The sequence below is a fragment of the Asanoa ferruginea genome, assembly GCF_003387075.1.
GTDB lineage: Bacteria > Actinomycetota > Actinomycetes > Mycobacteriales > Micromonosporaceae > Asanoa > Asanoa ferruginea.
Map to the genome: position 1 here is coordinate 9,050,697 of NZ_QUMQ01000001.1, position 21,213 is coordinate 9,071,909.

Here is a 21,213-nt window from a genome sequence, read left to right on the forward strand (position 1 = left end):
TGCGCAGCCGACCTACCGGCCGCCGGACGGCTCGCTCACCAGGACCCGGTCGAGGCTTTTCACGAAATCGTGGCCGAAGGCGGTCGCCGGGGTGTGCGCACCCGCTTCCACGGCGCCGCCGGCCCGGCCGCCGGTGCCGGCCAGCAGGTGCTCGGCCGCCCGGTGCATCGCGTCGGCGGTCAGGTCGTAGGCGTTGGGGCCGGTCAGCGTCGCCGTGCGGACCTCTCCGGCCGCATTGCGCACCTCGCCCCAGACCTCGCACTTCGTCGCCGCGCGGGTCTCCGCCGACGGGCCGGGCGGCTGCCGCTTGATCGCCCGGGCGGCCAGCGCCCGCACCGGGGCGAAGCGGATCAGCTTCTGGAGCAGGCCGGGCGCGGCGGTGCGGGTGTAGACGACGATGTCGGCGATCCCGGTCGAGTGGTGCGCAGTGACCAGGTCGCCCCACGGCACGGAACCGACCCGGCGGACCTTCGACGGGAACGGCACGTCGCGGGCCGGGGTGCCGATCGGGGTGGGCACCAGGGTGCCGGCGATCCGCCGCCAGCCGCCCTTGGCGTTCATCGCCAGCCCGGTGGTCGCGGTGCCCCGGCTCAGCCCGCCCGGCGCCGCGAACGCCAACTCCAGGGCCGTCGCGTCGGGCAACGCCGCGTGCAGGAGATTGGCCAGGCAGTCCGTGGGTACGACATCGAAACCGGCCCCGGTCAGCAGCACCACCCCGGCAGCCCGGGCGTCGGCGTCACGGGCCAGCACGGCCTCGAACACCGGATGCTCGCCGGTCACGTCGAGATAGTGGGTGCCGGTGTCGAGACAGGCCTGCACCATCGGGCCGGAGGTGGCCACGAACGGGCCGGCGCAGTGCGCGACCACGTCGACCTCGGCGAGGTGTTGCCGGGTCGCGGCGGGGTCACGCAGGTCGAAGACGACGTGGTCGAGGCCGAGCTCGTCGGCGAGGGCACGGACGGCGGCGGCGTTGCGGCCCGCGAGCAGCGGGCGGGAGCCGCGGCTGACGGCCAGCCGGGCGACGAGGTCGCCGGTGTAGCCGTTGGCGCCGTAAATCATCCATCGTTGATGGGACACCGCACCACCGTAAGGGCTCGACCACAATCCTATCGAGGTGCGAGGACGGGCACATCGACCCGGTTACCGATTCGTCCCGTCCCGATGACCCGTACTCTCGTTCGGGTTGGCCGCGCGACCCGTGGCCGATTCCATCGCGCGAGGAGCAGTCCGCTTGACCGACGTCACCACCCTCCAGCAGGAGATCGCGACCGAGCAGAAGCACGTCGACCGGGTCTACGCCCGGGTCGCCGAGCTGCGCACGGAGGCCGCGCGCGCGGAGCGCGAGGGCTACCGGCAGGCGTCGGTCGGCAATTTCGGCGCGCTGGTCGAACGTGACGCGTTCGTTTTCCACGCCGCCCGGCGGCGCTACCTGCTCGACGCCGAACACGAAGGGCTGGTGTTCGGCCGGCTCGACCTGCTCGGCGGCGCCAGCTTCCACGTCGGCCGGCTCGGCGTCCGCGGCGAGAACGCGGAGACCCTGGTGGTCGACTGGCGGGCACCCGCGGCGGCGGCGTTCTACCAGGCGACAGCGGCCGAGCCGCAGGGCGTGATCCGGCGGCGCATGATCCAGTCGTCCGGCGAGAAGGTCACCGGCATCGAAGACGACCTGCTCGACCCCGACGCGGCGCCCGAGCAGATGCGGGTGGTCGGCGACGGCGCGCTGCTCGCCTCGCTGTCGAAGGCGACCGGGCGCGGCATGCGCGACATCGTGGCCACCATCCAGCAGGAGCAGGACCAGGCCATCCGGTCCCCCGGCGGCGGCGTCACGATCGTGTCCGGCGGCCCCGGCACCGGCAAGACCGCGGTGGCCCTGCACCGCGCCGCCTACCTGCTCTACTCCGACCGCAACCGCTTCGCCGGCGGCGGCATCCTGGTGGTCGGCCCGTCGACCGTCTTCGTCGAATACATCGCGTCGGTGCTGCCGTCGCTGGGCGAGGAGTCGGCGACGCTGCGCTCGCTCGGCACGCTGGTGCCGGGCTGGTCGGCGACCCGCACCGACCCGGGCCCGGTCGCGGCGGTCAAGGGCTCGCTGCGGATCCGCCGGGTGCTCGAGCGGGCCTCCCACGACGCGGTGCCCGACGGCCCGACCTCGCTGCGCCTGCTCTACCGGGGCACCCTGCTGCGGCTCGACCGCAACGCGCTGGACCGGATCCGGACCCGGGCGCTGCCCCGCGGCGCCCGCCGCAACGAGGTGCGCCGCGCCGGCATCGACGGGCTCTTCGACGCCCTCTGGGCGCAGGCGCTGGAGCAGAAGATCCCGGGCCTGCCGAAGCGGGCCGAGTTCGAGGACACCCTGGCCGAGCGCGAAGACTTCCGCTCGTTCATCAAGGAGTGGTGGCCCCGGCTGCGCCCCCGGCACGTGCTGGCCTGGCTGGCCGACCCGGCCCGGCTGCGCCGCTACGGGCAGGGCCTGCTGGCACCGGCCGAGGTCGACCTGCTGGCCGGCGCCTTCGACATCGAGAACCCGACGATCGCCGACATCGCCCTGCTCGACGAGCTCGACGAGCTGCTCGGCCGGCCCAGGCAGCCGGCCCGGGCCCAGCGCAACCCGTTCCACGTGGCGGGCGGCGTCTACGAGGTCAGCACGTCCGGCGAGCGGGCCCGCGCGGCCCGGGCCGCCGCGACCCAACGGCCCGACGACTACCGCGAGTACGCCCACGTGGTGGTCGACGAGTCGCAGGACGTCACCCCGATGCAGTGGCGGATGCTGGGCCGGCGCGGGCGGCTGGCGTCGTGGACGATCGTCGGCGACCCGGCGCAGACGGCCTGGACCGGCGACGTCGAGGAACTCGACCGGGCCCGCGACCGGGCGCTGGGTTCGCGACCCCGCAACGCCTACTCGCTGACCACCAACTACCGCAACTCGGCGGAGATCTTCGAGGTCGCCGCGGCCGAGATCCGCACGATCGCGCCCGACCTGCCGCTGCCGGTCGCCGTGCGGTCGACCGGTGTCCCGCCGGTCGCGCTCGCGGTGCCGGCCGCCGACCTGCCCGACGCGGTGCGCTCCTCGGTCACCGACGTGCTCGGCGAGGTCGAGGGGACGGTCGGCGTGATCACGGCGGTGGCCCGGGTCGGCGAGGTCGCCGGCTGGCTGGCCGAGATCGGCGACCCGCGGCTCCAGGTGGTGACCAGTCTCCAGGCCAAGGGCATGGAATACGACGGCGTCGTGCTGGTCGCTCCGGACGAGATCCGGGCGGGTGGCGCGGCGGGCGTACGCACGCTCTACGTCGCCCTGTCCCGCGCCACCCAGCGGTTGGTGACCGTCGACGTCACTGCCTGACGGCGACCGCCGTGTAGGTCGTGTCCGCGGCCGGTGGGGTCGTGAAGCGGGCGTTGGGTAGGTAGAGCCGCTTGCCGTACGCGGCGATGGTGGTCGGCACGTCAAAACCCGGGCTGGTGATCCGGCGGACCACGGCGCCCCGGGTGCCGGCCCGGTTGAGGTCGACGACGGCGATCTGGTTGAGCCGGTTCTGCACCACGTAGAGGGTGCGCCCGTCGAGCCAGAGCCCGTCGCCGTTGGTCAGCACCTCGCCGCCGAGGTCGACCTGCTTCGTGCCGCCGGTGTCCGGGTCGACCACGAACAGCAGGCCGGTGTTGGACTGGACGATCAGCAGGTTGCGGCCGTCGGGCGTACGCGCGATGCCGTTGGCGTTGGTGGCTCCCGGGGTGAAGACGAAGTCGCCGGTCAGCGGGACGGTCGTGAACGTGTCGCGCTTGGTGGACACGCGGTAGAGCACGGGGTTCTGCGAGTCGGTGAACCAGGCCGCGTCGGGCGTCAGGATCACGTCGTTGACGAAGCTGGTCGCGTCGGTGAAGTTCCAGATCTTCAGGGTGGCGCCGGTGCGGGCGTCGGCGACCCGGCCGTCGCCGCTGCCGGCGCCGGCGACGAACAGCCGGCCCCGCTGGTCGAGCTTGAGGCCGAGCGACCCGGCGCCGAAGCCCGGGTTGATGATCTCCCCCCGGCCGGTGACCAGGCTGGCGCGGTAGATGGCGCCCGTCGCACGGGAGCCGAAATAGGCGTAGGGGACCTTGCCGATGGCGATCCCCTCGGGCTGGAACCCGTTGGGCAGTGCGATGGTGCTCGGGAACAGGGTCTTCTCGTGTGCGGTCGCGGTGCTGGCCGGTCCAAGCAGGGTTGCGGTCAGAGCCGCGGTCAGTCCCAGTGCGATGGTGGCTAGCCGATGGCGCACGATGGATTCTCCTCTCGACGACCTCCGTTCAGAAATTCACGCACGTCAGCCCGGATGGGTTCAGCCGACCTGCGGCGGCGGGATCGGCGCACCGCTCGCGAGGAGGTCGATCAGGGCGGCCAGCCGCTTCTTCCGGGCGGCCGGGCTGGGTGCGCTGGTCAGCTTGAGGATGACCGCGTAGCGGCTGGTCTTGTCGAGCCCGGCGAACCGCGTTTCGGCGGCGGTGTGTCCGGCGAGCGCCGCCGCGAGGTCGTCCGGAACAACGGCGTCGCGCTGGGCCGGGTAGGCGGCGGCCCACCGGCCGTCGGCCTTGGCCGCCTCGATCTGCGCGAACCCGGCCGCCCGCATCCGACCGGCGGCGACCAGCGCCTCGGCGCGGTCCACATTGACCTGTGACCAGCGGGCTCCCTTGCGCCGGGGCGAGTAGCGCTGGAGGAAATGCGCGGCGTCGAGCCCGCGCCGCTGGCTGTCGATCCACCCGAAACAGATCGCGACGTCGCCGGCCTCGTGTGCGGAGATCGTCGGCGTGGCGGCGCCCTTCTTGGCGATCGTCAGCCACGCCTCGCCGGCGCTCTCGTGGTGGTCGGCCAGCCAGGCCTCCCAGTCGGCCACGGAACGAAAGGTCATCGGCTCCATGCCGGCGACCCTACCGAGCCGGATCCGCTCGCCGGGAGACCATGACCTCATGCGGCAGCACGACCAGCACGCCGGGCACGATCCCGACCAGTTCCGGCGCAAGCTGTGGCTGTCGCTGGCCCTGACCATCCCGATCGTGGTGACCAGCGACTCGGTGATGGACTGGTTCGGCTACTCGATCGACTTTCCGGGCATCGGGTGGGTCGCGCCGGTGCTGGGTTCGATCGTCTTCTTCTACGGCGGCTGGCCGTTCCTGGCCGGCGCGGTCCGGGAGCTCCGCGACCGCACGCCCGGGATGATGCTGCTCATCTCGATGGCGATCACAGTGGCCTACACGGCGTCGCTGGCCAACGCGGCCGGCGCGTTCGACCTCGACTTCTGGTGGGAACTGGCCGCGCTGGTGACCATCATGCTGCTCGGCCACTGGCAGGAGCTCAAGGCGGTCGGCCAGGCCCGCGGCGCGCTGGCCGCGCTGGCCGCCCTGCTGCCCGATGACGCCGAGCGGGTGACCGCCGCCGGGGTGGAGACCGTGCCGGTGGCCGCGCTGGCGCTCGGCGACGTCGTGCTGGTGCGTCCCGGCGCCCGGGTGCCGGCCGACGGCCGGGTCGTCGAGGGTGCGGCCGAAGTGGACGAGTCGATGATCACGGGCGAGTCCAGGCCGGTGTCGCGCGGCCCCGACGACCGGGTGGTGGCCGGAACCGTGGTCACCGACGCGGCGCTGCGGCTGCGGGTCGACGCGGTCGGCGCCGACACCGCGCTGGCCGGGATCCAGCGGCTCGTCGCCCAGGCACAGGCGTCCGGCGGCCGGGCCCAGGCGCTGGCCGACCGGTTCGCCGCCTGGCTTTTCTACGTCGCGACCACGGTCGGCGTGCTCACCTTCGTCGCGTGGTGGGCGGCCGGCGACCTCGACGCGTCGGTGTCGCGCTCGGTCACCGTGCTGGTGATCGCCTGTCCGCACGCGCTGGGCCTGGCCATCCCGCTGGTGGTCGCGCTGTCGACGGCGCTGTCCGCGCGGGCCGGCATCCTGGTGAAGGACCGGCTCGCGCTGGAGCGGATGCGGGTCGTCGACGCGGTGCTGTTCGACAAGACCGGCACGCTGACCAAGGGCGCCCACACGGTCACCGGCGTGGCCGCGGTCGACGGCGTGACCGAGCAGCAGGTGCTGCGCTGGGGCGGCGGGGTCGAGGCCGACAGCGAGCACCCGCTGGCCAAGGCGATCGTCACGGCCGCCGGGGATCCGGCCCCGGCCACGGATTTTCGCTCGCTGACCGGGCGGGGTGTGCGGGCCACGATCGATGGCACGGCGTACGCCGTCGGCGGCCCGGCCCTGCTCCGCGAGTTGCGTCTGGAGGCACCGGCCGGCCTCGGCGCGGGTTGGGCCGATCGCGGCGCCGCGGTGCTGCACCTGGTGCGGTTGGCCGGCGACGGCGGGCCGGCCCGGGTGCTGGGCGCGTTCGCCCTCGAGGACGAGGTGCGGCCGGAGGCGCGGGAGGCCGTCGACGAGTTGCGGGCCGAGGGGATCCGGACGATCGCGATGATCACCGGTGATTCGCGTGCGGTGGCCGAGGCGGTCGCCGCCGAACTCGGGATCGACGAGGTCTTCGCCGAGGTGCTGCCGGCCGACAAGGACCGCGCGGTGGCCGACCTGAGGGCCCGCGGGCTGCGGGTGGCGATGGTCGGCGACGGCGTCAACGACGCGCCGGCCCTGGCTCGGGCCGACGTCGGCATCGCGATCGGCGCCGGCACGGACGTGGCGATCGAGTCCGCCGGCGTGGTGCTGGCCTCGTCGGACCCGCGCGGCGTCGTCGGGACGATCCGGTTGTCGCGGGCGGCGTACCGGAAAATGATCCAGAATTTGGTCTGGGCCGCCGGCTACAACGTGGTGGCGATCCCGCTGGCGGCGGGCGTGCTCTTCTGGGCGGGCGTGACGCTCAGCCCGGCCATCGCCGCGGTGCTGATGTCGGCGTCGACCGTCCTGGTTGCGCTCAACGCTCAGTTGCTCCGCCGCGTCCGGCTGACTCCCCAACAGCCGTAGCCCGCCCGCGACTTCCTTCAGTGGTGTGGCAAGGCCGTGGCAAGGCACCAGCGCGAAGATCACCCGAGGTTGGCCGCGGCAAAGGACGCCGGTGCCACGGGAAGGTCGGAGAACGATGGTCGCCAGAATTGTGAAGCGTGTCGCCGCCGGGCTCATCGGCACGGCGATCGCCATGGTCGCTGCCGCCACACCGGCCAGCGCGGCGTACTCGTATGAGTGGGATGACGGGGTTGCCAGCGGCGCGCCGGGAAACGCGAAGGTCTCCTGCGTCGAAACCAGCAACACGTTTGTGTGTATCGAGCCGTACGGGGACAAGATCTTCGTGAAAGATCTGTGGCCCGACCACGCCTCGTCGGTCGCCCGCTGGTACACCAGTTACGGCCGCTGGGGGACCTGCCGTAACTCTCTTGGCGCCGATCACTGGGCGGTCTGCAATAAAGACTTCAAAGAAGGCTATTACTTGACCGTCCGTGCGACCCAGTACGACGGCGAAACCAAGAAGTGGGTAGGACCCGAATCGGGAGACATCGTCATCCTCATGTGAACGGACCCCGGGGCGGCTGGCCATGACGTCAGTCGTCGGCCAGGGCGGCGATCACCGGTAGGCGGGCCGCGCGGCGGGCCGGGAGGACCGCGGCCAGCAGAGCGGCACCCGCCGCGGCGAGCACGACCAGGGTGAGCTGGCCGACCGGGATGACCGGCACGCCGTGGCCGTAGGTGTCGATCAGGGCGGCCGCCGCCACCCAGCCCACGCCACCGCCGAGGGCCACGCCCGCCACCGCGCCGACGACCGCGATCAGGCCCGACTCCAGCAACAGCATGCCGCCCAGCTGGCGGCGGGACAGGCCGAAGGCGCGCATTGTCGCCGACTCGCGCCGGCGTTCGACCACCGACAGCGAGAGCGTGTTTCCGATGCCGAACAGCGAGATCAGCACCGATATGCCGAGCAGGGCGGCGAAGATGCCGAGCAGCTCGTCGAGGGAGGCGGCCAGTTCGTCGGCCTCAGCGGCGCGGCTGGTCACCTGCACGACCGGGTAGGCGCGCAGCTCCGCGTCGACCAGCCGGCGACCGTCCTCCGTGGATACCCCCGGTGCCAGGTCGACCAGAATCTCCACGGCCGGGCGGTCGCCGTACGCCGTGGTGAAGGTGTCGAAACTGACCAGGGCCGAGCCGTCCAGCGGTGAGTCGTCGAACAGGGCGACCACCCGCAGCGGGCCGAGGGTGCCGAACGGCACCGTCGAGCCGACCGTCAGGCCCTGGTCGGCGGCATACCCGCGGTTGAGCGCGACCGTGCCCGGCCCGAGCTCGTTCAGCGTGCCGGCGGTCACCTCCGGGCGGATCGCGCCGCGCAGCTGGTCGGGCGGCACCGCCGAGACCCGGGTGCGATCGCCGGCCAGCGGCGCCTCCGAGCGCACCTCGGCGACGGTCGCGAAGGCCGAATGCTTGCGCAGCGCCGGCGCCAGGCCGGGCGGCATGCCGGCGCGCATCGACTCGAAGGTGCCGTCGGTGCGGGCCCGGTTGAGGGTGAACTCGACCGGGAAGTTCTCGGTCAGCTCCTTGCCGCTCTGGTCGCGCGCGGTGGCCAGCAGCACCGCGAACAGCGACATCAGCGCCACCCCGATGACCAGCGCGAGCGTGGTCGCGGCCGCGCGGCGCGGGTTGCGGCGGGCGTTCGCCACGGCCAGCGCCGGCACGGTGCCGAACAGCCGGACCGGGACCCAGCCGACCATCGCGACCAACGGCGGCACGATCAGGGGGCCGGCGACGACCGCCGCGACGAACAGCAGCATCCCGCCGCCGAGCACCAACGGCAGGCCGGGGAAGCCGAGCGGGACGCCGCCGACGACGGCCAGCAGGCCCAGCGCGGCGAGCAGGGCCGAGGCGACCAGCCGGGCGGTGCGGCGGCCACCGGCCACCGCGCGCGGCTCGGACAGGGACGCGTCGCGCAGGGCCGCCAGCGGCGCGACCCGGCCGGCGGAGATGGCCGGGACCAGCGCGGAGACCACCGCCACGAAGGTGCCGAAGCCGACCGCGACCAGGAAGGTGGGCCAGCGGACGACCGGCGTGTGCAGGGGGATGTCGGTGGCGACCAGTTCGCGGCCCCAGATCAGGCCGTACCCGATGACCACGCTCATCACCAGGCCGCCCACCGACGCGACCAGGCCGAGCAGCAGTGCCTCGATCAGCACGGTCCCGGTGACCTGCCGGCGGGTCGCGCCGATCGCTCGCAGCAGGGCCAACTCGCGGGCGCGCTGTGCGGCCAGGATCGCGAACGTGTTGTAGATGACGAACGCCGAGACGGTGACCGCGACGAGGCCGAAGCCGAGCAGGACGGCGACGAAGCCGGTGACGTACTTGCCGGCCTCGACGGCCAGCTTCTGGCGCAGTTGGGCGCCGGTCAGCACCGGGTAGGCGTGCCCGAGCGCCGCGGCGACCCGGTCCCGGAGCAGCGTCGCGGAGACGCCCGGCTTCGCGGCGACCACCACCTCGGCGAAGCGTTCGGTGCCGGTCAGCGCGGTCAGTTCGGCGTCGGTGAGTGCGGCCACGGTCGAGCCGCCGTAGAGCCGGTTGACGCCCAGGTCGAGCACCCCGACCAGGGTCAGCGTGCGCGGCTGGCCGGCGGCGTCGAGCACCGTGACCGGGCCGCCGACGGTGAAGCCGGCCCGCTCGACGGTGGCCTTCTCCACCGCCAGCTCGCCGGGGCCGCGCGGCAGCCGGCCGGAGAGCAGGTCATAGGCGGCCATCGACGGTACGTCGGGCACCGACAGGCCGTAGCCGACGTGACCGTGGTCCATCATCAGCTTGCCGTCGCGGTCGAGCATGCTCAGCCAGGCCGCCATCCGGCCGTCGACGGCCGCGACCCCGTCGAGCGCGGCGATGGTGTCGACCGTGTCGCGCTCGGCCAGCAGGGCGGCCGGCTCGACCGCCACGTCGACGCCGCGGGCCGACCGGGCCAGGTCGTCGTAGAACGCGGCCCGGGCGGTGTCACCGTAGACGAGGGTGCCGGCGAGGAAGCCGACCCCGACCATCACCGCGAAACCGGTCAGCACGAGCCGGACGGCGTGCGCCCGGAAACCGGTGACGGCGAGGCGGAGCAGAGGCCGTTTCACGTCGCCCAGTCTGAACAACCGCCCCACGCGTCTTGCCGCGCCCCGCCTGTCGGCATGACGACAGGGTCGCCGGGCGGACAATGGGAATGGTTCCCGGTGTCACCTTTGCATACATAGCGATGTTTGCATAAGACTAGGGGGTGTCTCGTGGATCAGGGTGGTGCTCCGGCGAGGTCCAGGCGGCGTCCGGGCGTGCGCGGAGGCCGGTCGGATACCGGTGTTGTATCTGGCCGGTCTCCGCGTGCGGCCGGGCGTCGTCTGGGCCCGGCGGAGTGCCGCACTGATCCACGAGAGACCCCCTAAGAGCAGCAGCGGAGGGAGGCGCACGTGGGAGCGGGGCACGACCACGACTTCGGCACGCGCGACGCGGCCGCCCAGCACCGCGGGCGGCTGTGGGCCGCGTTCGCCCTGCTCGCCGTCTTCATGGTGATCGAGGCGGTCACCGCCTTCGCGACCGGATCGCTGGCCCTGCTCTCCGACGCCGGCCACATGTTCACCGACGTTCTCGGCATCGGCATGGCACTGGCTGCCATCACCGCGGCCCGGCGCGCGGCCAGCGACCCGCAACGGACCTTCGGCCTCTACCGGCTGGAGGTGCTGGCCGCCCTGGCCAACGCCGTGCTGCTGTTCGGCGTCGCACTCTACGTGCTGGTCGCGGCCGTCCGGAGGTTCGGTGACGCGCCCGAAGTGAGCACCGGGCCGATGCTGGTGGTCGCCGGCCTGGGCCTGGTCGCCAACATCATCGCCTTCGTGCTGCTCCGCAAGGGCGCCAAGGACAGCATCAACGTGCGCGGTGCCTACCTGGAGGTGCTCGGCGACCTGGTGGGCTCGGTCGGCGTGCTGGGCGCCGCGGCGATCATCGCCGGCACCGGCTGGTTCATCGTCGACCCGCTGGTGGCCGTCGCGGTCGGCCTGTTCATCCTGCCGCGCACTTGGAAGCTCGGCCGCGAGGCGGTGCGGATCCTGGTGCAGGCCGCGCCCGAGCACCTCGACGTCGCGGCGATGCGCACCTCGCTGGGTGCCGTGCCGGGCGTGTGCGACGTGCACGACCTGCACGTCTGGACGCTGACCTCGGGCATGGAGGTGGCGTCGGCCCACCTCAGCATCCTGGGCGACGCGGAGGTCGGCGCGGTGCTGACCGCCGCCCGGGAGACGCTGCACGACGGCTTCGGCATCGAGCACGCGACCCTCCAGGTGGAGCCGGTCGCGTCGACGGGCGACTGCCGTACCGCCAGTTGGTGACCCTTTGTATTTAGCGCGGCCTTAACTTTCGTGACCTTCAGCGGGCATTTGCCCGGATAAATCCGGGCAAGCTCCGCCTATCCGCATTTAGCGGCCCTCGCGCAGCGTAGGCAGTCCTCGGTACCCTCCAAATCGATCTTCGCTGGACCGCCTCCCCCGGTCCCCGCGGAGGTCGCCGCCTGATCGTCACGGCGAGCCGCTGACGGAAGGACATGCCGACGATGATCGATCCTCCGCACCACCGACGACGATGGACCCGCCTCGCCACCGTGCTGCTGTTCGGCCTCGCCCTCGGCCTGGTCGGCCCGGCGACACCGGCCCTGGCCGACCCCGACGGCGGCGAGGGCGCCTCGGCCGAACTCCGCGACCAACTCGACAAGGCCAGCCGGGGCTATCTCGACGCCCAGGCCGCGCTGCGGACGTCGCAGGGCGAGCAGCGGACGCAGGAAGACGCACTGCGGCTCATCGAGACAGACCTGACCACGCACACCGAGGCGCTGGCCGACATCGGCCGGTCCGCCTACCGCACCGGCCGGCTCAGCCCGATGGCCGCACTGCTCAACAGCGACTCGCCGGAACGCTTCCTCGAGCGGGCCAACGCCCTCGGCATGGTCGCCGCCAACGAGCAGCGCGAGGTGCACGCCCTGGAAGACGCCAAGGAACGCGCCGCCCGCGCGACGGCGGCGATCAACCAGGAGGTACGCGAGCAGCAGCGCCAGGTCGCCATCATGAAGGCCCGCAAGGACCAGGCCGAGCGGGCGCTGGACGTGGCCGCCCGCCAGCAGAAGGCGGCCTCGGCGAAGGCGTCGCAGTCCGGCGGCAGCGGCAGCAACACCGGCGGCTCCGGCGGGGCCACCGCCACGCCGGCCAAGCGCAACAGCGACGGCAGTTGGCCGACCGAGTCGTGCAGCATCAACGACCCGACGCCGGCCACCGGCTGCATCACCCCGCGCACGCTGCACGCGTTGCAACAGGCCAAGAAGGCCGGCTTCACACACTATGTGTCGTGTCACCGCAACGGCGGCTCTGGTGAGCATCCCAAGGGCCGGGCGTGTGACTTCGCGGCCGCGAAGGGCGGCTTCGAGGGCGACGCGACCGGTGCCGAGAAGACCTACGGCACCAACCTGGCCAACTATTTCATCCGCAACTCAGACCGGCTGGCCGTGCTCTACGTCATCTGGTACCGGCAGATCTGGTTGCCCAGCAGCGGTTGGAAGTCCTACAGCGGGGCCTGCGGAGACCCGTCCTGCGACCACACCAACCACGTGCACCTGAGCGTCTACTGAGGGTCCCGAAAAAAAGCATCCGGGGGTACGCCGCGCGGCGTACCCCCGGATGTTTCAGCTTTCCAGGACGTTCTTGAGCCGCTCGGCGAGCGCGTGATGTGCCGTCTGGGCCTGCTTGAACGCGTAGCCGAAGAGCAGGGTCGGCGCGGTCAGCGTGATCGTCACCTCGATCAGCACGGTGCCGTCGGGCTCGGGGCGCAGGCGGGTGTGGTTGTGCAGCGTCGTGCCGGGCCGCTGGCGCGCGACGGTGACCACCTCGTCGTCGGTCACCGTCATGACGTCGGCCGTGTAGGTCGTGGTGAAGCCGACCGGGCCGAGCTTGAACCGGTCGTTGATCACGAAGCTGCGCACCGCGCCGTCGACCGGGGGCACCTCGGTGACCTTGATGATGAACGGGTGCAACTCGGTGTGCCGGCTGAAGTTGGACAGCAGCGCGACCGCGTCGGCGACCGCGCACTTCGGCCGCAGCGAGTAGGTGAAGGTGCCGGTCTTGGCCAAGGGGCTCCCTAGTTGAGGTGGTGAAGTGCCGGCGCCGGGAGGGCGCGGGGTGCGGGTGCGCTGGCCGGCATGATCGACGACCAGAGGCCGATCGCGACGTCGGCGCTGCTCGGGCGGTCGGTCGGCGTCCGGGTCATGCTGGCCCGGCAGAGCTCCGCGACCGCGCGGGGCAGGCCCGGGACGGCCAGCACCGGTGCCGGTGCGGTGCGCGGGCGGGCGTCGGCGGCAGCCCGGCCGGTCAGCATCTCGTGCAGCAGCAGGCCGAGGGCGAACACGTCGTCGGCGGGCAGCCCGGGCGCGCCGGCGGGGCCGGCCAGCCCGAAGTCGATCATCTTGGCGCCGGCCCGGGTGAGCATCACGTTGCGCGCCGACACGTCGCGGTGCACCACGCCCCGGCGGTGGGCCACGGCGAGCACGTCGGCGACGGTCGCGGCGATCCGGACCGCCTCCGGCCAGGGCAGCGGGCCGCCGACCAGCCGGCCGGCCAGGGCGACGCCGTCGAGCAGCTCGAGCACGACGTAGGGCACGACCGAGCCGTCGGACAGCGCCTGGGCGCCGTGGTCGTAGACCCGCGGGACGCTCGGATGGCGCAGCCGCTCGGTGATCGCCGCCTCCCGGCCGGCGGCGTCGGCGTGTGCCGGCGTGATGACCTTCACGGCCAGCGAGCGCGCGGAGTGGCTGTCGAAGCCGTGGTAGACGGTCGACACACCACCACGCGCGATCGGGCCCAGCAGGACGTAGCGCCGGAGGAACGTCGTGCCCATCCGCAACCACGCCACGACCCGGCACTCTTCCGGATCGCCGTGGCCCGGACAAGAGTTCCCGGGCGGGCTTTAACAGCTTTTAAAGGGTTTTACGCGCCGGCTGGGGTGTTGAGGTCGCCGAGGTAGGGCTCGGGCGCGCCGAAGAGCCCCAGCAGCCCGGTGACCCAGAGCTGGCGATGGACGAAGCGGCTGGGCTCGGTGACGACGAGTTTGATGCCGCTGACCTCAGCGGTCTGGAAACCCGCGACCATCGCGCTGATGCCGACGGAGTCGATGAAGCTCACCAGGCGCAGGTTGAGCTCAATCCGGGTGGGGCGGTCATCGGTCAGCGCCGCGGCGATGGCCTCTTTGACCTCGTGGGCGGAGTCGACGTCGATCTCACCACGGGGGGCGATTTCGAGGACTCCGTTGGCACGTCGAGTTGTCACGATCGACAGACTCACGCAACTACCTCCGAGCTCGAACCTCGGTCCGCATCCAGGGGACCTTTCGACAGTACGCGGACCGCGACCGAGCGTATTCGCATGCTTCACATGGTCGCCAGTCTTGCCGCCGCGTACTTTCCCCTTTCTCGTATTCCGAAACCGGCAAAGCCGGCCAAACTATGGATATGTGACCTTCGACTCGGGTGCACCCGACCAACGGGGCACGCGTGCCGATTTCCGGCCGCTAGCAGCCTACCCCACGTGTCGATCGTCACACTGTGTGAGCTGACGCGGACTGTCCACAGTCGGCAACGGCACGACCTCCGTCGCGTTACGGTGACGATCTGTGGTTTGCGCCGGCCGGCCGGCGGGCACTGTCCAGACGCCGGACAGCGCTCGCTCGCGAGCGGACGCGAGTCCGAAGTGGCGGGTTCGGCGACCGAGGAGGTAGCAGGATGTTCGGAACCAACCTCATGGACCGCCGGAGCAGGACCGAGCGGATCACCGACGACGCGTGGGACCACCTGCGCACGTTCGTCGACTCGGCGCGGTCGCGCACCACCGGGCTGGCCGGGTTGGCCAGCGATGCCGGCAGCGCCGTCAGCGGCGCGGTCGGTGCGGTCGGTGGCGCGGCGAGCGTCGTGGGCGGTGCCACCGACGAGGCCCGCCGGCGGGCCGCTCTTGCCTACGACGCCCTGGCCGGGCGCCGGATGCCGATGCCGTGGACCCTCGTGGTCGCGGCCGCGGCGCTCGGTGCCGCGATCGGCTGGGCCGCCGGCTCCGCGTCCCGGGCGGCGATCGCCCGGATGAGTGACCGGGCCGACAACGGTCGGGTCGATGAGATCGAGTTCATCGACGCCGACCGGGCCAAGTCGACGCTCGACAGCTAGTCAGGAACAGCGCGCGGGGTTGCCGAAGTGCGAGACCGGCAACCCCGCTTTGCGCCCGATTGACGTGTGACTGTGCGCGGGCGATGCTCGTTGTCATGCGTCACCGGGAGGACACCGAGCGTGTGGGTCCGCTCCCCCTCGAAGCGCACTCCTTCCGCCTCACCGACCTCGACGAGGCCCGCGCGTTGTGCGCGGAGTTCTACTACGAGGTCGACCTCGACCTGCTCGACGGGAGCCGGCCGCTGGCGTTCGCGGCCGACATGGTGCGGCTGGGCCCGGTCACCGTCGGCGACATCAGCTTCGGCGCCGACGTCTCCATCGGCACCGACGTGCTCGACGCCTACCACGTCAACCTGCCGATCGCCGGCGCCATCGGCAGCGAGCACCGCGGTGCCGTCACGGTCGCCAGCCCGCGCCGCGCCGCGGTCTACCGCCCGGGTGCCGGAGTGCACGCCGGCCGCTGGTCGGCCGACTGCCGCAGCCTCGGCATCCGCCTCGACCGGGCGGCGCTGGAGGCCGAACTCGCGGCGCTGCTCGGCCACCCGGTCCGCGGGCCGATCCGGTTCGGCGCCAGCTTCGACACCACCCGCGGCCCAGGCCTCACCTGGACCCGCATGATCAATCTGCTCCGGTCGGAGAGCGGCAACCCGCACAGCGCGCTGCTCCAGCCACTGATCGCCGAGCGCTACTCGCAGGGCCTGATCGGCGGGCTGCTCTTCGCGGTCGAGCACCAGTTCGCCGACGCGCTGACCGCGCACGTGGCGCCGGCCCGGCCGCGCACCGTCCGCCGGGCCATCCAGGTGATGGAGGCCGACCCGACCCACCCGTTCACCACGGCCGAGCTGGGCCGCATCGCGGGTGTCTCGGCGCGGTCGTTGCAGGAGGGTTTCCGCCGGCACGTCGGCGTCTCCCCGATGACCTACCTGCAACAGGTGCGGATGGGCTACGCCCGCGACGAACTGCGCCACCCGGTGCCCGGGCGCGACACGGTGGCCGCGATCGCGCACGCGTGGGGCTTCGGCCACCTGGGCCGGTTCGCGGCCGCCTACCGCGAACGCTACGGCGAGTCACCGTCGGCGACCCTGCGCGGACACTGACCCGCGCCGGCCACTTCCGCCGGTCGCGCGGGATGCGCTGACTCACGCGCCCGGGCCGCCGTGGCGGTGGTGTGGGATGCGCTGGCTCACTCCCCCGGCTCACTTCCGGCGGTCGCGCGGGATGCGCTGAGTCGCACTCCCGGGTCGCCGTGGCGGTCGCGCGCGATGCGCTGGCTCACTCCCCCGGGTCGCCGTGGCGGTCGTGCGGGATGCGCTGAGCCGGAATGCGCGGCTCGATCCGCGTCGGCACGCGGCCATTCGGCGAGCGGCCGGCAGGCTCGCGGCCGGCGGGGTCGCGGAGCCCGTCGAGAACCCGGTGCGCTGCCGCCAGACCGTCTTCCGTATAGACCGTCAGCGCCGACGGGTGCCCGCCACCATCGTCGATCCGCAGCGCGGCCTGGAGCTTGTCATATTCGTGTAGGAAGTCGACCGCCCGGCGCAGGGCCGCGACCGCCCGCAACATGTCACCTTCGAGGTCCTGCATGGATGCGCCCCTCCCCCAGATCCGACGGACTGTAGGCCCGTGATCGCCACGCGTCGATCCAGTTCACGCCGGGGCTATCCGGATCGCGCGGAACTGTCGGGGGGTCGCATTACGGTGTGGGCATGATGCGTGGCCGCACACAGGACGACGGCTCGACGCCGCGCGACGCGCGCAGCGACTACTGGGGGGTGGTGCTCGACAGCACCGACGCGCGGGCGCTCGCCCGCTTCTACGCAACGCTGCTCGGCTGGGAGCTCGGGCCTCAGGGCCTGGCGATCCTGCCGCCCGACGGGGTCGCCTACCTCTCGTTCCAGGACTCACCGCAATATGTCCGGCCGGTCTGGCCGCCCGCCGACGGGCAGCAGCAACAGATGCTGCACCTCGACTTCGAGGTCGACGACCTGGCCGAAGCGGTGGCACACGCGGTCGAGCTCGGCGCCGTCGTGGCCGACTTCCAGCCGCAGCACGACGTGCGGGTCCTGCTCGACCCCGACGGCCACCCGTTCTGCCTCTACACCCAGAGCTGAGGCTGTCAGGCCGCCGCGCGGAGGGCGTGCAGCAGCGCCGTGGTGGCCGGCGGGTCGGGGGGCTCGCCGTAGGTGGCCGCGTACACGTGACGGGTCGATCCTGGGATTTCCGTCGCGTGAATGCCGGCCGCCCGATGGGCGCGCAGGGCCAGGCCGGGGATCGTGGTGACGGCCATCCCCGCGCTGACCATCGCCTGCATCGCCACCATGTCGTCGGTGCGGTAGGCGATGTGCGGTGTGAAGCCGGCCCGCGCGCAGAGTTCGAGAAGGTGGCCGCCGCACCGTTCGCAGCCGGCCACCCAGCGGGCGTCGCGGTGGGCCGCCAGGGTGTCGTTCTCGTGTGGGCCGAGCAGGTAGGTCGGGTCGTCGAGCAGGTGCAGCAGCCGGATGCCCTCCTCCTCCGGCGGTGACTCGGCGTAGCGGAAGACCACGGCGACGTCGACCTTCCCGGCGCGCAGCAGCCGCAGCGCCTCCGGCGGGTGCGTGTCGGTCAGGTTGAGCTCGAGGCCGGGGTGCGAGGCGGCCAGCGCCGCGGCGGCAGCCGGCACCAGCGTGCTCAGCACCGAGGAGAAGCCGGCGAGCCGCACCCGGCCGGCGTCGAGGCCGACGTGGGTGGACAGCTCCGCCGCGGCCGAGTCGACCCGGCCGATGATCTCGATGGCGCGTTCGGCCAGCAGCTCGCCGGTCGGGGTGAGCCGGATGCCGCGGCCGACCCGTTGCAGCAGCCGGGCGCCGGTCTCCGCCTCCAGCCGGGCGATGTGGTGGCTGATCGAGGGCTGCGAATAGTGCAGCTCCTTGGCCGCCGCGGTGACCGAGCCGGTCCGGGCCACGGCGGCGAGCACGCGCAGGCGGACGAGGTCCAACACATTCACTCCGTCGATAGGTTTCCGCGATATTCGGCATTAGACCTGATGAATGCTAGGCCGCAGGCTGTCCACATGGAAACGTTCGCGCTCGCGGCGCTCGTACTCATCATGATTCCCGGTCCGGACCAGGCCCTGATGACCCGCAGCACGCTGCTCGGTGGCCGCGCGGCCGGGCTGCTGACCATGACCGGCGGCGTGCTCGGGCTGGCCGTGCACGCCACCGCCGCGGCCGTCGGGCTGTCGGCCCTGCTGCTCGCCTCGGCGACCGCGTTCACGGTGCTGAAGATCGTCGGAGCTGCCTACCTGCTGTGGGTCGGCGTGCAGACGTTGCGCGCCGCGGCCCGGGGCGAGCAGATCGAAACCCTGACCACGGGGGTACGGCTGCGCCCGCTCACCGCCATCCGCCAGGGTTTCCTGAGCAACGCGCTCAACCCGAAGGTGGCACTGTTCTTCGTGACGTTCCTGCCGCAGTTCCTGTCCACCGGCGACACCGCCGCCGCGACCCGGCTGCACGCGCTGCTGCTGTCGGCGGTGTTCGCGCTGCTCTACCTGGGCTGGTTCGGCCTGTATGTCACCGCGGTCAACGGCCTCGGCCGCCTGCTCCGCCGGCCCCGGGTCAAAGCGGGCATCGAGCGCGTCACCGGGGTGCTGCTGGTCGCGTTCGCCGTACGCCTGGTCACCGCGCACCAGACCGTCTGATTGGGAGGGTGAAGTGTCCGCATCCGTGCTCTTCATGTCAATGTCACTCGACGGCTTCATCGCCGACCCGGCCGACCGGCTCGGCGGCCCCGACGGCAACCGCCTGCACTACTGGGGCCTGACGGAGGATCGGGAAGGTTTCCGGTCCGAGGGCGTGGCCGGCGAGATGCTGGCCGAATACAACGAGACCGGCGCCGTCGTCGCGGGCCGGCGCACGGTGGAGATCGTCGACCACTGGGGTGGCGACCATCACGGCCGCCCGATCTTCGTGCCGAGCCACCGGCCGCCCGGCCCGTCGGTTGCCAACTATCCGCTGGTGACCTACGTGAGCGACGGCATAGCCAGCGCGATGGCACAGGCGAAGGCCGCCGCCGGCGACCGCGACGTGCTGGTGCACGGCGGCGACACGGCGCGGCGGGCGCTGGCGGCCGGTGTCCTCGACGAGCTGCGGATCCATCAGATCCCGGTGCTGCTGGGCCGCGGCCGCCGGCTCTTCGACGAGCTGCCGGCCGAGATCGAGTTGGAGATCGTGCGGGTGGTCGACACGCCCGAAGCCACCCATTTGCGCTACCGCGTACGCCGCTGAAGGGCTTTTGCGTTTCCCGCGCCGACCGGATTAGCCTTCGCCGCCGGAAGATCCTCCACCCCGGACCACAGGAGCCCACGTGTCGACGATCCATCGTGTACGCACCGCCACCGCCACCGACGTCCCGGCGCTGAAATCGGTGATCGCGGCCGCGTTCATGGCCGACCCGATCGCCGACTGGATCTTCCGCGACGAGGCCACCCGCCCCGACCACCACCACGTGTTCTTCGGCGGCTACGTCGACGTGGCGATGGCCACCGGCCGGGCCGACACGCTCGACGGGCACCAGGGCCTGGCGCTCTGGCTCGACGTGGACGTCGACGCGGCGGACCCCGACGACGACGGCACCTTCGGCGCGGCGCTGGAGGCCGGCATCGACGGCGAGACCCTGAAGCGGCTCGCGGTGCTCGACGACCTGATGGCCGCGGGCCACCCGCACGACCGCAGCCACGCCTACCTGCCGTTCATCGCGGTGCACCCCGATCACCAGGGGACCGGGGTCGGGGCGGCGTTGTTGCAGCACCGGCTCGCCGAGCTCGACGCCGCCGGGCGGCCGGCCTACCTGGAGGCGAGCAACCTGCGGAACGCGGGGCTTTACGAGCGGCTCGGCTTCGCGCGGATGTCCTCGACGATCGACCTGCCGGGCGGGCCGTCGCTCTACCCGATGTGGCGCGACCCCCGCTAAGCGTTGGTGGCCAGGTCGGCGCGGCACGCCGCGCCGACCGGCCGCGGCCGAAGCCCCGGACACCGCGGCGGGATTCCCGACGACCTGGTCACGTCTCGCAGGCGGTGCCGTCGTCGTCGCGGTCGAGGCCGGCGCGGTAGCCGGGGTCGCCCCTGTGCAGCGGCGCCGCACCGGCCGCACGCGCCTCGGCGCAGTTCTTGTAGTAGGCCTCCTCCGCCGGCTCGTCGGCGGGCTCCTCCTCGACGACGGGCTCGGGCTCATCGGCCGCCGGCGCCTCCGGCTCGTCGACGGACTCGTCGACAGAGTCGTCGACGGGCTGGTCGTCGCTATTGCCGGCGGGCGCCTGGACGCCCGGGCCGGTGTCGCGCGTAAAGGTGTCGACGCCGTTGTAGACAGCGAGGCCGCCGCCGCAGCACAGGACCGCGATCACCGCCAGGCCGACCAGACCGGCCAGCGGGTTGGACTTCCTTTGGGGCATCGCGCCAGTGTGGATGGTCGGCGACCAAGGTCAGGAGCGGCGGATCGGTGGACGCTCCCTCGGGCGTCCGGTGTTCCCCGGCTCAGGTCGGTGGCGCCGCGCCAACGTTCGGTCAGAGTGGAGCCAGGAACTCCAGGCGGTTGCCGTGTGCGTCTTCCGTGTGGAAGCGACGCATGCCGGGCAGTTCGTCGTTGCCCCAGACCACCGGATAGCCGGCGGCGGTCAGTCGCTCCGCCAGCGCGTCCAGGTCGGGCCACAGCAGCCCCGGATGGGCCTTGCGGGCCGGCCGGAAGTCATCCTCCACCCCCAGGTGGAGCTCGATTTCGCCGCCGGTGAACCAGCAGCCGCCGCGGGCGGCCAGGGCCGGCGGCTTCGGCTTCTCGGCCAGACCGAGCACGCCTGAGTAGAACGCCCGGGAGGCGGCCTCGGAGCCTCGGGGGCAGGCCAGCTGCACGTGATGGATCATGGGTTTCACAATAGCAAGACGTACGTACGGTTTGGAAGCGGCGATGAAGCCGTCGTGAAACCGTGAGCGTGCACCCTCCCTACAAGCGCGGCCGGACCGAGGCCGCGGTAACGGGAGGAAAACCCAGCAATGGCCAGCGCTCCAGCACGAGCGGCGATCGCGGTGACCGGGCTGCGCAAGTCGTTCGGC

The 21,213-nt window shown here is 72.4% G+C and carries 22 protein-coding genes; 11 read left to right on the forward strand and 11 right to left on the reverse strand.

Translation table 11 applies throughout. The annotated features are described in order from the left end of the window. Positions 1–12: 12 nt before the first annotated feature. On the reverse strand, positions 13–1,077 hold the full coding sequence (locus DFJ67_RS42060; RefSeq protein WP_203783242.1) for a saccharopine dehydrogenase family protein: 1,065 nt from the start codon (positions 1,075–1,077) through the stop codon (positions 13–15). A gap of 154 nt (positions 1,078–1,231) precedes the next feature. Here DFJ67_RS42060 and DFJ67_RS42065 point away from each other — a divergent pair, with 154 nt between their 5' ends. Further along, positions 1,232–3,340: a HelD family protein gene (locus DFJ67_RS42065; RefSeq protein WP_116075358.1), complete on the forward strand. Its 2,109-nt coding sequence runs from the start codon at positions 1,232–1,234 to the stop codon at positions 3,338–3,340. Here DFJ67_RS42065 and DFJ67_RS42070 read toward each other — a convergent pair. Together DFJ67_RS42070 and DFJ67_RS42075 are read right to left on the reverse strand one after the other, a co-directional pair. Continuing rightward, complete coding sequence (locus DFJ67_RS42070) at positions 3,330–4,250, reverse strand: SMP-30/gluconolactonase/LRE family protein (RefSeq protein ID WP_116075360.1); 921 nt, start codon at positions 4,248–4,250, stop codon at positions 3,330–3,332. The two genes, DFJ67_RS42065 and DFJ67_RS42070, sit on opposite strands and share 11 nt — an antisense overlap. A 60-nt stretch (positions 4,251–4,310) precedes the next feature. Next, entirely contained in the window at positions 4,311–4,877 is a 567-nt protein-coding gene (locus tag DFJ67_RS42075) for a YdeI/OmpD-associated family protein (RefSeq protein ID WP_239097016.1), read from the reverse strand. Between the two features lie 58 nt (positions 4,878–4,935). On the opposite strand from DFJ67_RS42075, the gene DFJ67_RS42080 reads away from it, so the two are divergent. Then, positions 4,936–6,921 carry a copper-translocating P-type ATPase gene (locus DFJ67_RS42080; RefSeq protein WP_239097017.1) on the forward strand — a complete coding sequence of 662 codons (1,986 nt, stop codon included), beginning with the start codon at positions 4,936–4,938 and terminating at the stop codon, positions 6,919–6,921. A gap of 115 nt (positions 6,922–7,036) precedes the next feature. Further along, positions 7,037–7,465 carry a hypothetical protein gene (locus DFJ67_RS42085; protein WP_116075366.1) on the forward strand — a complete coding sequence of 143 codons (429 nt, stop codon included), beginning with the start codon at positions 7,037–7,039 and terminating at the stop codon, positions 7,463–7,465. 28 nt (positions 7,466–7,493) lie between these two features. Here the strand turns inward: DFJ67_RS42085 and DFJ67_RS42090 are convergent, their stop codons facing one another. Then, complete coding sequence (locus DFJ67_RS42090) at positions 7,494–10,031, reverse strand: ABC transporter permease (protein WP_147315806.1); 2,538 nt, start codon at positions 10,029–10,031, stop codon at positions 7,494–7,496. Between the two features lie 327 nt (positions 10,032–10,358). Between DFJ67_RS42090 and DFJ67_RS42095 the strand changes: the two genes are divergently transcribed. Further along, on the forward strand, positions 10,359–11,273 hold the full coding sequence (locus DFJ67_RS42095) for a cation diffusion facilitator family transporter (RefSeq protein ID WP_116075370.1): 915 nt from the start codon (positions 10,359–10,361) through the stop codon (positions 11,271–11,273). Positions 11,274–11,494: 221 nt separating this feature from the next. Continuing rightward, positions 11,495–12,559 carry a coiled-coil domain-containing protein gene (locus DFJ67_RS42100; RefSeq protein WP_116077298.1) on the forward strand — a complete coding sequence of 355 codons (1,065 nt, stop codon included), beginning with the start codon at positions 11,495–11,497 and terminating at the stop codon, positions 12,557–12,559. 54 nt (positions 12,560–12,613) lie between these two features. Here DFJ67_RS42100 and DFJ67_RS42105 read toward each other — a convergent pair whose 3' ends face one another. The 3 genes from DFJ67_RS42105 to DFJ67_RS42115 all read right to left on the reverse strand — a co-directional run bounded on the left by DFJ67_RS42105 (position 12,614) and on the right by DFJ67_RS42115 (position 14,264). Beyond that, the gene (locus tag DFJ67_RS42105) at positions 12,614–13,057 is read right to left on the reverse strand and encodes an SRPBCC family protein (RefSeq protein WP_116075372.1); all 444 of its coding nucleotides are present in this window, start codon (positions 13,055–13,057) and stop codon (positions 12,614–12,616) included. 8 nt (positions 13,058–13,065) lie between these two features. Further along, positions 13,066–13,836, reverse strand: a complete 771-nt coding sequence (locus DFJ67_RS42110) for a serine/threonine-protein kinase (protein ID WP_147315807.1) — start codon at positions 13,834–13,836, stop codon at positions 13,066–13,068. A gap of 74 nt (positions 13,837–13,910) precedes the next feature. Beyond that, the gene (locus DFJ67_RS42115; protein ID WP_116075376.1) at positions 13,911–14,264 is read right to left on the reverse strand and encodes an STAS domain-containing protein; all 354 of its coding nucleotides are present in this window, start codon (positions 14,262–14,264) and stop codon (positions 13,911–13,913) included. 437 nt (positions 14,265–14,701) lie between these two features. On the opposite strand from DFJ67_RS42115, the gene DFJ67_RS42120 reads away from it, so the two are divergent. Both DFJ67_RS42120 and DFJ67_RS42125 read left to right on the forward strand, forming a co-directional pair. Further along, positions 14,702–15,136 carry a hypothetical protein gene (locus tag DFJ67_RS42120; RefSeq protein ID WP_116075378.1) on the forward strand — a complete coding sequence of 145 codons (435 nt, stop codon included), beginning with the start codon at positions 14,702–14,704 and terminating at the stop codon, positions 15,134–15,136. Between the two features lie 95 nt (positions 15,137–15,231). Further along, a complete protein-coding gene (locus DFJ67_RS42125) occupies positions 15,232–16,233 on the forward strand; it encodes an AraC family transcriptional regulator (RefSeq protein WP_170216190.1) in 1,002 nt (333 codons plus the stop codon). A gap of 175 nt (positions 16,234–16,408) precedes the next feature. On the opposite strand, the gene DFJ67_RS42130 is transcribed toward DFJ67_RS42125, so the two are convergent. Further along, a complete protein-coding gene (locus tag DFJ67_RS42130) occupies positions 16,409–16,717 on the reverse strand; it encodes a hypothetical protein (RefSeq protein ID WP_116075382.1) in 309 nt (102 codons plus the stop codon). 125 nt (positions 16,718–16,842) lie between these two features. Between DFJ67_RS42130 and DFJ67_RS42135 the strand changes: the two genes are divergently transcribed. After that, entirely contained in the window at positions 16,843–17,244 is a 402-nt protein-coding gene (locus DFJ67_RS42135) for a VOC family protein (protein ID WP_116077300.1), read from the forward strand. A gap of 5 nt (positions 17,245–17,249) precedes the next feature. Here DFJ67_RS42135 and DFJ67_RS42140 read toward each other — a convergent pair whose 3' ends face one another. Next, positions 17,250–18,110, reverse strand: a complete 861-nt coding sequence (locus DFJ67_RS42140) for a LysR family transcriptional regulator (RefSeq protein ID WP_116075384.1) — start codon at positions 18,108–18,110, stop codon at positions 17,250–17,252. 72 nt (positions 18,111–18,182) lie between these two features. Here DFJ67_RS42140 and DFJ67_RS42145 point away from each other — a divergent pair, with 72 nt between their 5' ends. The 3 genes from DFJ67_RS42145 (at position 18,183) to DFJ67_RS42155 (ending at position 20,080) form a co-directional block, all read left to right on the forward strand. Then, positions 18,183–18,809 carry a LysE family translocator gene (locus DFJ67_RS42145; protein ID WP_116075386.1) on the forward strand — a complete coding sequence of 209 codons (627 nt, stop codon included), beginning with the start codon at positions 18,183–18,185 and terminating at the stop codon, positions 18,807–18,809. Between the two features lie 13 nt (positions 18,810–18,822). Continuing rightward, positions 18,823–19,395, forward strand: a complete 573-nt coding sequence (locus tag DFJ67_RS42150; RefSeq protein WP_116075387.1) for a dihydrofolate reductase family protein — start codon at positions 18,823–18,825, stop codon at positions 19,393–19,395. Positions 19,396–19,474: 79 nt separating this feature from the next. Then, positions 19,475–20,080: a GNAT family N-acetyltransferase gene (locus DFJ67_RS42155; RefSeq protein ID WP_239097018.1), complete on the forward strand. Its 606-nt coding sequence runs from the start codon at positions 19,475–19,477 to the stop codon at positions 20,078–20,080. 88 nt (positions 20,081–20,168) lie between these two features. Here the strand turns inward: DFJ67_RS42155 and DFJ67_RS44295 are convergent, their stop codons facing one another. Together DFJ67_RS44295 and DFJ67_RS42165 are read right to left on the reverse strand one after the other, a co-directional pair. After that, on the reverse strand, positions 20,169–20,558 hold the full coding sequence (locus tag DFJ67_RS44295) for an excalibur calcium-binding domain-containing protein (RefSeq protein WP_239097019.1): 390 nt from the start codon (positions 20,556–20,558) through the stop codon (positions 20,169–20,171). 112 nt (positions 20,559–20,670) lie between these two features. Continuing rightward, positions 20,671–21,024 carry a VOC family protein gene (locus DFJ67_RS42165; RefSeq protein ID WP_116075389.1) on the reverse strand — a complete coding sequence of 118 codons (354 nt, stop codon included), beginning with the start codon at positions 21,022–21,024 and terminating at the stop codon, positions 20,671–20,673. Positions 21,025–21,213 lie beyond the last annotated feature (189 nt).